Below are 13,253 nucleotides of genomic sequence, written 5' to 3' on the forward strand. Positions count from 1 at the left end.
CAGCCGGTCCACTCACAAGAGGTGAGCTCAATGACGACGTTGATCGAGGTCCGCGACCTGTCGAAAACCTTCACCCTGCATCAGCACAACGGCGTGGTCCTGAATGTGTTGCGCGGCCTTAATTTCTCGGTGCGAAGTGGCGAATGCCTGGTACTCAGCGGGCAGTCCGGCGCTGGTAAAAGCACGCTACTGCGCACCCTGTACGGCAACTACCTGCCTGCCGCCGGGAGCATTCGCGTGCAGCACGAGAGGCAGATGATCGAGCTGGTCGGCGCTACCCCGCGACAAGTACTCGAGGTGCGGCGCAAGACTCTGGGCTACGTCAGCCAGTTTTTGCGCGTCATCCCGCGTGTATCCAGCCTGGACGTGTTGATGGAACCCGCACTGGCGCGAGGCTGGTCCCGCGAGCAGGCTCACGAGCGGGCGCAACTGCTGCTGACCCGCCTCACCATACCGCAACGCCTGTGGCCGCTGGCGCCCAGTACGTTCTCCGGCGGCGAGCAGCAACGCATCAACATTGCCCGAGCATTCATGGTGCCTTGGCCCGTGTTGTTGCTTGACGAACCGACTGCCTCGCTGGATGACGCCAACCGCCAGGTGGTGCTGGAACTGGTCACTGAAGCCAAGCAGGCCGGTGCTGCACTGATCGGCATCTTCCACGACCGTGACGCCCGAGAGTCGGTCGCCGACCGTCAACTCGACATGACCCCGGTGGCACTCACCGCCAAGGAGTTGCAGCAATGCTGAACGAACAGATTTTCAGTAACGCCCGTGTAGTGACTGCCGAGCAGGTGTTCACCGGCACTGTGGTGGTGCGTGACGGGCTTATCGCGGAGCTTCAGACCGGGAGCAGCCAACTGAGCCAGGCTCATGACATGCGCGGCGATTACCTCTTGCCGGGGCTGGTGGAGCTGCACACGGATAACCTGGAAAAGCACTTGTCGCCGCGCCCTGGTGTCGACTGGCCGTCGATGTCAGCCGTGATCAGCCACGATGCACAAATCGTCGCAGCCGGTATCACTACGGTGTTCGACGCACTGTCTATCGGCGACATCAACCCCAAGGGCAAGCGCATGCAGCAACTGCCCTCGATGCTGAAGGCAATTGCCGATGCAAACGAGGCTGGCCTGACCCGCGCTGATCATCTGTTGCACCTGCGCTGCGAGGTCAGCCATCCGGACACTCTTGATGTGTTTCGCGACCTGGTAGGCCAGCCCTTGGTGCAACTGGTTTCGGTGATGGACCACGCACCCGGCCAGCGCCAGTTCGCCCTAGAGTCCAAGTACCGCGAGTACTACATGGGCAAATACCACATGAGCCATGAGGAAATGGATCGTTTTATCGTCGAACAGGTCGCCAACTCCACCGAGTACGCCGACCGCTACCGGCGTGCGATTGTCGAACTGTGTCTGGCACGTGGCCTGTCGATTGCCAGCCACGACGACGCGACGATGGCGCATGTCGAGGAGTCGGCAGGTTACGGCATGAACATCGCCGAATTTCCGACCACACTCGAGGCAGCCAAAGGCTGTCGCCAACTGGGCATGAGTGTGTTGATGGGCGCACCGAACATCGTGCGCGGCGGCTCACACTCCGGTAACGTGGCGGCAGCATCATTGGCAAGGGAAGGGCTACTGGACATTCTCTCCAGCGATTATTATCCGGCCAGTCTACTGCAGGCGGCATTCATGCTCGCCGATCAGGACAACGAATGCGGTTTGCCGCAGGCTGTCAACATGGTCAGCCGCACACCGGCCGTTGCAGCAGGGCTGACGGATCGTGGCGAAATTCGCGTTGGGCTGCGCGCAGATCTGATTCAGGCGCGTAGCCATGGCGGTCTGCCGGTAATCGATAAAGTCTGGCGACAGGGCAAGAGGGTGTTTTGATGGTTGGCAGACTGATTTATCTGATCGGGCCGTCTGGTTCAGGCAAGGACAGCCTGCTGGACGCTGCCCGGGAAACCCTGGCGCGGCGCGACTGCCGGGTGGTTCGCAGAGTGATCACCCGTTCTGCGGAAGCGGTGGGCGAGGCGGCACAGGCAGTGACCGTCGAACAGTTCGAATACATGCGCGAGCGCGGTGCGTTCGCCTTGTGCTGGCAGGCCAACGGCCTGCGCTACGGCATCCCCATCGAGATCGATCAATGGCTGCTTGAAGGCCATGACGTGCTTATCAACGGTTCCCGAGCGCATCTGCAGAAAGCCCAAGCGCGTTATCCGAACCTGTTGGCCGTATTGTTGATGGTCAATCAAGACGTTTTGCGTCAGCGCCTGCTGGCGCGTAACCGGGAAACCCTGGCGGAAATCGAGGAAAGGCTGGAGCGCAACGCACGCTTCGCCGGGGGCTTGATGGCAGATACTCCGCAGGTGGTGCCACTGGATAATTCCGCTGATTTGCAACAGACGGTTGCGACCCTGATCGGCTTGCTGGACAAGCGACACGCATGCGCCTGACCCTGCTGGGCACCGGTGATGCGCGGCAGGTGCCGGTCTACGGTTGCAACTGTATGGCCTGTTCTGCGGCGCGGGACGATCAGGATTTACGGCGCTTGCCCTGCAGTGCGTTGATCGAATGCGCAGACCAACGCTGGCTGATCGACAGCGGCCTCAACGATCTGACCGAGCGTTTTCCGCCGCACAGCCTGAGCGGCATTTTGCAGACCCACTACCATGCCGATCATGCGCAGGGCCTGCTGCATCTGCGCTGGGGGCAGGGGTTGATCATCCCGGTCCACGGCCCGGCGGACCCGGAAGGCCTGGCTGACCTTTACAAGCACCCCGGCATTCTTGATTTCAGCCAGCCATTTGCAGCGTTCGAAACCCGATCGCTGGGCGCTATGCAAGTCACTGCGCTGCCATTGACACACTCCAGGCCCACCTTTGGTTATCTGTTTGAAGGTGACGGGCAACGCATTGCTTACCTGACCGACACCGTCGGCCTGCCCGACGTGACCCGCGAGTTCCTGCAACGCCAGCCGCTGGACGTGCTGGTTCTCGACTGCTCCATGCCCCCGCAACCTCAGCCACCGCGTAATCACAATGACCTGACGTTGGCGCTGGAAAGCATTGACCAACTGCGACCGGGCAAAGCGGTGTTGACGCATATTGGCCACACGCTGGATGCGTGGTTGATGACACAGCCTAGAGAGTTGCCGGGCAATGTGGTGGTTGGGCGTGATGCAATGGCGGTGGTCTGAGAATCCCCCTCACATCGCCCCCACCTCAGGCTTACCGCCCTTCGACCCACCATAAATAGGCGGATGCGTGACGATATGTGTCAGATCGACTCCCGACGTCAGCAGTTTCTGCAGGTCCGGGCGTGGCCGGGACAAGCGTGGGTCGTACGCCGTCGCTTGCTCAAGCGCCTGGGCGCAGGCGAGCAGTTTTGCGTCGCCACGAAAACCGCCGATCACCTGCAGCCCGAATGGCATGCCTTTATGATCGGTGCCGCAGGGCAGGGACAACGCGGGGTTGGTGGTCAGGGTGATGGTGTAACACAGCGCCAGCCAGCGGTAGTAGTTGTCCAGTGGTTCGCCGTTGACTTCGCGCAGGTACAGCTCGCTCCAGGGGAACGGCGACACCGGTGTGGTCGGGGCGAGGATAACGTCGTAGTGTTCGAATTGCTTCTGGAAGCCGCGAAAGATTCGGCTCTGTTCGCCATGTGCCTTTACGCAGTCCTGCAACGACATCGCTACGCCCATGTCGAAATTGGCTCGGGTGTTGGGGCCCAGCGCTTCCGGGTTGCGGTCGTGGGCGTCCTGCAAGCCGGCGACGAATGCTTCGGCGCGCAGGACGTCGAAGGTACGGTGGGCACTGCTCAGGTTCAGGTCGATGGCTTCGCAGGACTTGAACAGCGGTTTCAGTGCGCTGATCTTTTCCCGGAAGACTGCACGAATATGGGTGTCCACCGCGCAGGTGCCGAAATCTTCGCTGTAGCCGACCCGCAGTTGGCTGAGGTCTACCTGACGAGGAGCAAATTCGTCAGCGGCGATGGCATAGCTCAATGGGTCGGACTGCGCCAGCCCGGCGCTGGCACGCAGTTGCAGCAGGGTGTCGGCGACGTTGCGGCCCATCGGGCCGACGACGGAAATGGGGGTCCAGCCGAGTTTCTTGCGCTCGCTCGGCACCAAGCCCGGAGAAGGGCGCAAGCCGACGATGCCGCACAGCGCGGCGGGAATTCGCAGCGAGCCACCGGTGTCAGAGCCGCTGCACAGTGGCACCATATCCACCGCCAGCGCAGCGGCCGAGCCACCCGAAGAACCGCCTGCATTCAATTCAGGGTTGAACGGGTTGCCGGTTGCGCCCCAGACCACGTTGCGGGTGTTGGCGCCGGCGCCCAGTTCCGGCACGTTGGTCTTGCCGAGCATGATTGCCCCGGCAGCGCGCAGGCGGGCGACGAACAGGTTGTCCTGGGTGGGTATGTTGTCGCGGAACAATGGCGAGCCGTAGGTGGTGAGTACTTCTGCGGTTTCTTCCAGGTCCTTGATGCCGATTGGCAAACCATGCAGCAAGCCCAGCGGTTTGCCTTGCATCACCGCCTGTTCGGCGCTGACAGCCTCGCTTCTGGCGCGGTCAAAGCAGGTCGCGGCAAAGGCGTTGATTTTCGGATTGAGGGTCTCGATGCGCTCGATACAGGCGTCGAGCAACTCCACTGGCGAGATCTGTTTGCTGCCGATCAGCGCCCGCAGTTCGGTGGCGGATTTGCCGAGAAGCTCGGAAGAATTTTGCATGGGGTTTCCTCGTAGTGTTGATCGCAGCCACGCGCCACATTTACGGCTTTACACGAATCTGCTTTTGATTCTGGCCGCATGCCGTGGGAGCTTCAGGAGGTCACGACGGCTGCGATGGGCTGCGAAGCGGGCCTGAAATTGGTAACCTCGGTTGTGCCTGATGTCCTTTATATGCTGGTTTTGCTGTCGGTTCCCGACAGTTCGCGGACAAGTCCGCTCCCACACAAGCGACGCGTCGCCCGGTCTGCTCCTACCCTCATACATACCTGGCGGTAATGAGGCATCCTCAAAAATCCCCGAGCGCCAGTATCGTCGCCACTAGTGCCTGGCCTCTGGGGATCAAAGTATCAAGCTCCAGATACTCACGGTCGGTGTGCACTTTGCCGCCTACCGGGCCGAGGCCGCACAGGGTGGGGATGCCGAGGCTGGCGGTGAAACCCGAGTCGGCGCAGCCGCCGGTGAATTCGCCTTCGACAGCGAAGCCCAGCTCCTGCGCAAGGCCCTGATAAATAGCCAGCAAATCAGTGCTGTGCTTCGCTTCCATTGGCAGGAAAGTGGTGGCTTCCAGCAGTCTGGCCGATGTGCCGGTCAATTCCTCCTCGGCAACGATGGCCTGGACTGCTGCGAGAATTTCATCCCATTGCCTGAGCTCGACAAAACGTACATCGAGTTTGGCTGTGGCGCTGGGTGCAACGGTGTTGCTGGACGTACCGCCCGAGATCAGCCCGACATTGGTGGTAATACCCGCTGCATAGTTGGTCAGCGCATGCAGCTTGATCACCTTGTGTGCCAGCGCATGGATGGCGCTGGCACCGTCCGCATGATTGACCCCGGAATGCGCTGCACGGCCACTGACTTCGATGATCAGCGTAGCGCCGCCTTTGCGGGCGCTGACCACGTTGCCGCTGGCACGCCCTGGCTCCGGGTTGAGGACTGCGCGCGCCTGACTGGCGTATTTTTCGATGTGAACACGAGCGCTGGCGGACCCGATTTCTTCGTCGCCGGTGTACAGGATCTGCACGGGAAACGGCAGCGGGCCGATTTGTTTCAGTGCTTTGAGTGCAAAGCAGTTCAACACCAGGCCGCCTTTCATGTCGGCAACGCCGGGGCCATAGGCCAGTGCGCTGTCTTTTGTCTCGTCTTTCGAGTAGCCGCGCGTAGTTGTCGTGCCTTTCGGGAAAACCGTATCGCGATGACCGAGCAGCAATACAGGCTTGCCGAGGCCGCCCGGTAACTCGGCCAACAGCACATCGCCAAAACCTTCGACGGGGATGCGTTCGACGCTTATCCCGTCGGCCTGCAATTGCGCAGCGAGCAGATCGCCTACCGCATCGACACCGGCCTTGTCGTAGCTGTTGGAGTCGGTGTCGACCAGGCTCTGCAACAGGGCTTCCATCGCTCCGTACTGCTCGCTCAGCCAGTCTGTTGCCTGCCGTTGTGCTTCATTCATTGACTCAGCTCCTGTGCCCGATGCTCTCGGGTCAGCCGTGCGCCATCGGTTCCCAGGTCCCAGAACAGACCGGCCATGATTTGCAGGCTCTCTTTGACCACTGGCGCCAGCAAATGCTCGTCGGGTGCATGCTGCGAGCAGGCCGGGTACGAGTGTGGCACCCAGACCGTTGGCAGGCCCAGCACTTCAGCGAAGACATCGTTGGGCAGCGAACCACCCAGATTGGGCAGCAATGCTGGTTTTTTGCCGGTGGTGGTCGCCAGCGATTCCAGTGCCCAGCCGACCCACGGGCTGTTAGGTGAAAGGCGCGTGGCGTGCATCACGTCCATACGTGTCTGGCGCACCTCGACCTGAGTGAAACCGTGCGCATCCAGATGCGTGCGCACCGCTGGAATGAAGGCGGTGTAATCGCTGTCGACCACAAAACGGATGTGGCACAGCGCGTGGGCCTTGCCAGGTATGGCGTGCACTGGCGCGTCGGGGTTGCCGGTCTTGAATGCTAGGATGTCGAGGGTGTTCCAGCCGAAGACCTTTTCGCTGAGCGACAACGTCGGTTCCCCCCAATGCGGATCAATGTCCGGGTCGCCGGGGCCGCCGCCGACTTCGATATCCGCCAGCGCGGCTTTTACTGCGTCGGGAATGGCGGTTGGCATCAGGCCCGCGACTTTTACCCGACCGTGCTCATCGACCATGCTGGCGATGGCGTTGGCCAGGATGATGCCGGGGTTGGCCAGCAGGCCACCCCAGTTGCCGGAATGGTGCGCGCCTTCGCGCAGATTGACCGTCAGCTCGAAGTTGAACACCCCGCGTGAGCCGAGAAACAGGGTAGGGCGCGCGGCTGCCAGACGCGGACCGTCCGAGGCGATGAAAATATCTGCGGCAAGCTCTTCTGCGTGCGCCTGGCAGAACGCGCTGAGGCCGGGCGAGCCGTCTTCTTCGCCCATCTCCAGCAGCAGTTTGACGTTGAAACCCAGCTTGCCGTCGCGCGCTTTCATGGTCTGTTCGAGGGCGGTCAGGTTGATCAGGTGCTGGCCCTTGTTATCGGCGGTTCCGCGCCCATACCAGTGGTCGTCGCGTTCGGTGACCTTCCACGGCGACAGGCCCGCCTGCCACTGTGCATCGTAGCCGCGCACCACATCACCATGGCCGTAACTGAGCAGTGTCGGCATGGCCGGGTCTTCGATGCGCGTCGCGATCATCAGTGGCCCGCGGCCCGCGACCGGGTTGTCGTACACCTTGACGTCGAAACCCAGACGCTCGACGTGCGGAGTGATGAACTCGTTCAGGTAACGATAAAGCTCCGGCAGGCTCGAAGCCTCCTGGCTTTGGGTCGGATAGGCGACGCTGTCGCCGAGCAAGGCGAAAAAGTTGCCGTTGTCGAACTGCTCGGTGGCGTTTTCGATGGCATGCGATCGGCTACTCATGAGGGCATTAACTCCAGGGTTTTCGAGGTGTCGCGCAAGTGGCATCGGACGGTTCCTCCTTCCATGCGGCCAGTGCTCGGGTAGTTTTCCTTGCACACCGCCATGCAGCTCGGGCAGCGCGGATGAAAGGCGCAGCCGGACGGCGGTGACATAGGGTTGGGAAAGGTGCCATGCAGGCCCAGGTCCGGAATCCCCAGATGCGGGTCGGGGGTCAGCACCGAGTCCAGCAGCGCCTGGGTGTAAGGATGACCGGGCCTTGCAAACAGCGATTCGCGGCTGCGTTCTTCGACGATTTTGCCCAGGTACATAACCGCTACCCGGTCTGCCAAGTGTTCGATGACTGCAAGGTTATGGCTGATCAGCAGGTAGGTGAGGCCAAACTCCTGTTTCAGGTCCTGCAGCAGGTTGAGAATCTGCGCCTGCACTGAAACGTCCAGCGCCGAGGTCGGCTCATCGCAGATCAGTACATCGGGGCGCATCACCAGCGCACGGGCAATTGCCACGCGCTGACGTTGACCGCCGGAGAGCTGGCTGGGGTAGCTGTCGATTACCCGTTTCGGCAGACCGACTACATCCATCATCGATTCGACACGCTGACGGCGCTCGGCATTGCTGCCGATGTCATGCACGATCAGCGGCAGGGTGACGATTTCGCGCAGGGTTTTGCGCGGGTTCAGCGACGAGTAAGGGTCCTGAAAGATCGGCTGGATGCGCCGCGCCATTTCCTTGCGGTCGGTGCCTGCCAGGTGCTTGCCGTTGACCAGTACATCGCCGCTGCTGGGTGCAAGCAGGCCCAGCAGCATTTTCGCCAAAGTGCTTTTGCCGCAACCGGATTCGCCTACCAGGCCGAGGGTTTCGCCGCGCATCAGGCGCAGCGACACGCCGTCGACCGCTTTCAGCGTGGCGTTGGGTTTGAAGAAGCCACGGCTGATGCTGAATTCGCGGCGGATGTCGCACAGTTCCAGGGCGATATCTTTTTTGACACTGATGTTCAGGGCTTGTCGGGTCATGAGGTGATGCCCTCGCGGCACAACACGGGCTCGGCGTTCGCCGTGGCGAACAGGCAGCGGGTCATGTGATTGTGGCTGTGAACCGGCGGGACGTCTTCGGCGCAGGCTGCGACTGCCTGTGGGCAGCGGTTGCGGAATGCACAGCCATATTGCTCGCCCACCAGACTGGGCACCAGACCCGGAATCGACCCCAGCGGCTGACCCGGCTGGGTGCGTCCGGGAATCGGTATGCTCTCCAGCAGGCCGCGCGTGTAAGGATGTTGCGGGTTTTCGAACAGCTCGATCGCCGGGGCGGTTTCGACGATCTGCCCGGCGTACATCACTGCAACCCGGTCGGCAATGCGCGCCACCAGCCCAAGGTCGTGAGTGATGAAGATTACTGCCAGGCCGAACTCTTTCTGAATGTCGCGGATCAGCCGCAGGATCTGCGCCTGAATGGTCACGTCCAGTGCAGTGGTCGGCTCGTCGGCGATGATCACATCCGGCTCGCACATCAGCGCCATGGCGATGATCACCCGCTGGCGCAGGCCACCTGACAATTGATGCGGATATTGGCGCAGGCGTTCGCCAGCGTTGCTGATCCCGACCTTCTCCAGCATCTGTGCAGCGCGCTGCAGGGCTTCCTTACGTGACACCTTGCGGTGCCGGGTCAGCACTTCACTGAGCTGATCGCCGATGCTGTAGGCGGGGTTCAGGGAGGTCATGGGCTCCTGAAATATCATTGCCAGACGGTTGCCGCGCAGGTCGCACATCTGCCGTTCGCTCTGGGTCAGCATGTCGATGTCGTCCAGCTTCAATGTCGTCGCGGTACGCCGGGCCTTGCGCGGCAGCAGGTCCATGAGTGCCAGCGAAGTCAGGGATTTTCCGCAGCCCGATTCGCCGACGATGCACAGCATTTCGCCGCGCTCTACCTGAAAGTCCAGGCCGCGCACTGCGTGGAGCGTGTCTTGCCCTAGAGGGATCTCGACACGCAGGTTTTCAACATGCAACAGCGCCATGTGCGTATCTCCTCTGTCAGTTTCGCCCTTCGGGCAGGATCAGGTCGCGCAGGCCGTCACCGACCAGATTGATGCCCAGCACCAGCACCATCAGAGCGATGCCGGGTATGGCGATTACCCACGGGGAAAAGAACATGTACGGTTTGCCCTCGGCGATCATCAGGCCCCAGGAAGGAATTGGCGGCTGGACGCCGACCCCAAGAAACGACAATGCTGATTCCAGAAGTATCGCGTGGGCCATTTCCAGGGTGGCGACGACAATCAGTGCGCCGATCAGATTGGGCAGGATTTCGCTGGCCAGAATGCGCAGCGTCGAGCAGCCCAGGGCCTGGGCCGAGGCGACGTATTCGGCATCGCGAATCTGCTGCACGGCGGCCCGCACCACCACGGCAAAGCGGTCCCAGAGCAGGCAGCCCAGCAGGATGATCACCACTTTCAATGAACCGCCGATCAACGAAGCAGACGCCAGCGCGATCATCACCACCGGCATCGCCAGGCGCGTGGTGATCAGGTAGCTGATCAGCGCATCGGTCTTGCCGCCGAAGTAACCGGCCAGCAGTCCCATGATGGTGCCAATGACGCCAGAGATCAGCGCTGCCGAGAAACCGATGAACAATGATATGCGCGCACCGTAGAGCAGGCGCGACAGGTAATCGCGGCCCAGTTTGTCGGTACCCAGCACGTACTCCCACGTGCCGTTGGTCATCCACACTGGTGGCTTCATACGCAACATCACGTCTTGCGTATAAGGGTCATAGGGTGCGAGCCAGGGTGCGAACAGCGCACCGATCAGGATGATCAACAGCAAACACGCGCCGATGGCAAAACCGCGATGCGCAAAACTGCTGCGCAGAGTGCGCAAAACACTGCGCGCTGGTGGCTGGTAATCCTGAATGGCCAGTGGCGATGAGGTGGTTGTGCTCATGGAGCCTCCTATTTCACGCGGATGCGCGGGTCGAGCAGTGCATTGAGCACGTCGGCCAGCAGCGTGAGAACGATGTAGATCACCGCGATCAACAGCACGACCGCCTGCACCACCGGGAAGTCGTCGCGGGCAATCGCATCCCAGGCCAGTTGGCCGATGCCTTGCAACGAGAAGACTGTTTCGATGACCACCGAGCCACCGAGCATGAAACCGAATTCCACAGCAGCCAGCGCGACCACCGGGATCAGCGCGTTGCGCAGTGCATGCTTGAACAATACGGTGGCTGGGCGCAGCCCCTTGGCTCGCGCGGTGCGGATGTAGTCGGAATTGAGTACATCGAGCATGCCTGCGCGGGTCAGACGCATGATTGCCGGGGTAGCGTAATAACCCAGGGCAATCGCCGGCATAACAAAGTGCGCCCAGGTCGAGTTGCCCGACACAGGCAGCCATTTCAGGGTTACCGAGAACACTACAATCAGCATCAGCGCGAACCAGAAGCTTGGCATTGCCTGACCGAGCACCGCGATGCTTAGCGCCAGACGATCAACCCAGGTGTCGCGCTTCACAGCCGCCAGCACGCCCAGCGGAATGGCGATCAGCAACGCAATGCTCAGGGCCATCGCACCGAGCCCGAGGGTGATCGACAGGCGCGAGGCGATCAGGTTGTAGACCGACTCCTGAAAGAAGAACGAATCGCCCAGATCGAGGCGCACCACGTCGCCCAGCCATTCGAAATACTGGGTGACCAGTGGCTTGTTAAGGCCGTACTGCACGCGGATCTGTTCGATCTGCTCGCTGCTGGCTTCCGGCCCGCCAATGGCGGTGGCCAGGTCGCCGGACAGGTGCAGCAGTGAAAAACTGATCACCGACACGGTAATCGCCACGCACAGAGCAATGCCCAGGCGGCGCAAGAGAAATCCGAACATGACAAGTGACCTTGTGTTCAGGGGATAACGGGTTGGCGGCCGACGCTACAAGGCCCTTCACGCACCTCACAGCCGGTTTCGCCGATTGGCGTCACGAACGGCCTATTTCCAGCTCGACAGCACGAAGCGCGGCAGTTCATCCGGATAAGGCTTGAAGTTCAGGTCCGAGACGTAGGCGTAGTTCATCGAATAATTGAACAACGGTGCCCAATACGCCTGCTCGCTGATACGCTGCAATGCCTTGCGGTAATTGTCCTTGCGCACCTGCGGGTCCAGCGCGTTGTCGGCCGTCTGCAGCCAGCTCTGGACTTGCGGGTCCTTGATGTTGTCGTCCGGGTTGCCCTTGAACCAGGTGCCAGCGGAGGCCGAGGTGTCGAGGATCGAGAACGAGCCCCAGGCCTGAAAAGACATCGGCACCTTGCCGCCGCGCTGCTGATCACGCAGTGCGGCGTACTTCAGGTAGCGCAACTTGGCGTTGATGCCTACTGCGCGCAGGTTGCCGATGATCGCTTCCACATAGTCGCGGTCACGGTAAGCGAATATTTCTGTTTCAAAACCATTCGGGTAACCGGCTTCGGCGAGCAGCGCCTTGGCCTTGGCCGGGTCATAGTTGTAGACAGTCGCGACTGTCGTGTCGCACCCGAACTGGCCGGGGTAGCAGGCCACCTGTAACGGTTTGCTTTCGCCGCCGACCAGTTGCGAGGCCAGGCCGTCACGATTGATCGCGTAGTTGATCGCCTGCCGCACTTTCAATTGCTTCATCGGCGAGTCGGCGCTGGAAGTGCCGCGTGCGTCGAGAATCAGAAAACCGATACGCATCGACGCGCCGCTGGTCACCACCAGATTCGGCATGGCCTTGAGGTTTTCCGCCTGATCCGGAGCAACTCGCCAAGTCCAGTCGATGCCACCGGTCATCAGCTCTGCCAGACGTGTTTCAGCATCAGCAATGACGCGAAAGTTGATGTGGCTGATCTTCGGCTGGCCCTGCGGGCTGTCCTTGAAGTAGTCCGGGTTCTTGTCCATCTTTACGCCTTCACCGGCGGCGATGGCCGTGACCTTGTAAGGCCCGGTGCCAATCGGTTTGCGACTGAAACCAGCCATGCCGACTTGCTCGAAATATTTCTGCGGAAACATCGGTACGGCGTTGGAGAGGTATTCCAGCGCAGGCGGGAAGGGCTTTTTCAGGTGCAGGCGGACGCTGTACTCACCGAGTTTTTCGGCGCTCTTGATCCAGTCGACATTCTGTACCGTGACGACCTTGGACTCGGGCGACACCACGTAATTGAGGGTGAAGACCACATCGTCGGCAGTGAACGGGTCACCGTTGTGAAACTTGACCCCCTCACGCAACTGGAAGTCGATAGTGGTGTCGTCGACCTGCTTCCAGCGGGTGGCAAGCATGGGTTCGTACTGGCCGTTGTCGGGGTTGCGATAGACGAGGTTGTCCCAGATCAGGCGACCTAGGATGACGCCTTCGCGCAGGTCGTTGTGATAGGGGCTGATGTTTTCCGGTTCGCTGTCGGATGCGTAGACCAGCGTGTCGTCGGCCTTGCCGGCCAGTGCGGAAAAACTGCTGAACAGGCTCAATAGCGCAATGCTGCGAGCGAAACCCTTGATTCCCATGCCGTCATCTCCAAAAGGCAAAGTGGATGTATCAAAGGGCAGTGGGTCGCAAATGCGAGAAGAGGAGGACAACGAGGCGGCAGTGTTCTTTTGATTGCATTCTTTTGATTGAGTTGCGCCTCGACATGACTCTAGGCAAAGCGTATCAATGCCACAAGCACAATATTTC

At 60.9% G+C, this 13,253-nt stretch carries 12 protein-coding genes; 4 read left to right on the forward strand and 8 right to left on the reverse strand.

Annotated elements, in window-relative coordinates:
• The first annotated feature begins 30 nt into the window (after nt 1-30).
• The 4 genes from phnL to phnP are packed head-to-tail and all read left to right on the forward strand — an operon-like array spanning nt 31 to nt 3,195.
• The gene (phnL, locus tag POR16_RS10635) at nt 31-747 is read left to right on the forward strand and encodes a phosphonate C-P lyase system protein PhnL (RefSeq protein ID WP_054997686.1); all 717 of its coding nucleotides are present in this window, start codon (nt 31-33) and stop codon (nt 745-747) included.
• Nucleotides 741-1,886 carry an alpha-D-ribose 1-methylphosphonate 5-triphosphate diphosphatase gene (locus tag POR16_RS10640; protein ID WP_005893358.1) on the forward strand — a complete coding sequence of 382 codons (1,146 nt, stop codon included), beginning with the start codon at nt 741-743 and terminating at the stop codon, nt 1,884-1,886. The genes phnL and POR16_RS10640 overlap by 7 nt, the downstream gene beginning before the upstream one ends.
• Nucleotides 1,886-2,452, forward strand: a complete 567-nt coding sequence (phnN, locus tag POR16_RS10645) for a phosphonate metabolism protein/1,5-bisphosphokinase (PRPP-forming) PhnN (RefSeq protein WP_005893356.1) — start codon at nt 1,886-1,888, stop codon at nt 2,450-2,452. The genes POR16_RS10640 and phnN overlap by 1 nt, the downstream gene beginning before the upstream one ends.
• A complete protein-coding gene (gene phnP / locus POR16_RS10650; RefSeq protein ID WP_005893354.1) occupies nt 2,443-3,195 on the forward strand; it encodes a phosphonate metabolism protein PhnP in 753 nt (250 codons plus the stop codon). Before phnN ends, phnP begins: the two co-directional genes overlap by 10 nt.
• A gap of 9 nt (nt 3,196-3,204) precedes the next feature.
• Here phnP and POR16_RS10655 read toward each other — a convergent pair whose 3' ends face one another.
• The 8 genes from POR16_RS10655 to POR16_RS10690 form a co-directional block, all read right to left on the reverse strand.
• Nucleotides 3,205-4,728, reverse strand: coding sequence for an amidase (locus POR16_RS10655; RefSeq protein ID WP_005893352.1), 1,524 nt, complete (start codon nt 4,726-4,728; stop codon nt 3,205-3,207).
• Nucleotides 4,729-5,014: 286 nt separating this feature from the next.
• Nucleotides 5,015-6,178 carry a M20 family metallopeptidase gene (locus tag POR16_RS10660; protein ID WP_005893349.1) on the reverse strand — a complete coding sequence of 388 codons (1,164 nt, stop codon included), beginning with the start codon at nt 6,176-6,178 and terminating at the stop codon, nt 5,015-5,017.
• Complete coding sequence (locus tag POR16_RS10665; RefSeq protein ID WP_005893347.1) at nt 6,175-7,602, reverse strand: M20 family metallopeptidase; 1,428 nt, start codon at nt 7,600-7,602, stop codon at nt 6,175-6,177. Before POR16_RS10665 ends, POR16_RS10660 begins: the two co-directional genes overlap by 4 nt.
• Nucleotides 7,599-8,612 carry an ABC transporter ATP-binding protein gene (locus POR16_RS10670; protein ID WP_005893344.1) on the reverse strand — a complete coding sequence of 338 codons (1,014 nt, stop codon included), beginning with the start codon at nt 8,610-8,612 and terminating at the stop codon, nt 7,599-7,601. The genes POR16_RS10665 and POR16_RS10670 overlap by 4 nt, the downstream gene beginning before the upstream one ends.
• Complete coding sequence (locus POR16_RS10675) at nt 8,609-9,610, reverse strand: ABC transporter ATP-binding protein (protein ID WP_005893341.1); 1,002 nt, start codon at nt 9,608-9,610, stop codon at nt 8,609-8,611. The genes POR16_RS10670 and POR16_RS10675 overlap by 4 nt, the downstream gene beginning before the upstream one ends.
• 16 nt (nt 9,611-9,626) lie before the next feature.
• Nucleotides 9,627-10,535 (reverse strand): ABC transporter permease, encoded by a 909-nt coding sequence (locus POR16_RS10680; RefSeq protein WP_054997687.1) that lies wholly within the window; start codon nt 10,533-10,535, stop codon nt 9,627-9,629.
• Nucleotides 10,536-10,543: 8 nt separating this feature from the next.
• On the reverse strand, nt 10,544-11,461 hold the full coding sequence (locus tag POR16_RS10685; RefSeq protein ID WP_024669088.1) for an ABC transporter permease: 918 nt from the start codon (nt 11,459-11,461) through the stop codon (nt 10,544-10,546).
• A gap of 102 nt (nt 11,462-11,563) precedes the next feature.
• On the reverse strand, nt 11,564-13,084 hold the full coding sequence (locus POR16_RS10690) for an ABC transporter substrate-binding protein (RefSeq protein WP_005893331.1): 1,521 nt from the start codon (nt 13,082-13,084) through the stop codon (nt 11,564-11,566).
• Between the last annotated feature and the right edge of the window lie 169 nt (nt 13,085-13,253).

The sequence above is a fragment of the Pseudomonas coronafaciens pv. oryzae str. 1_6 genome, from assembly GCF_000156995.2.
Taxonomy (GTDB): Bacteria; Pseudomonadota; Gammaproteobacteria; order Pseudomonadales; family Pseudomonadaceae; genus Aquipseudomonas; species Aquipseudomonas tremae.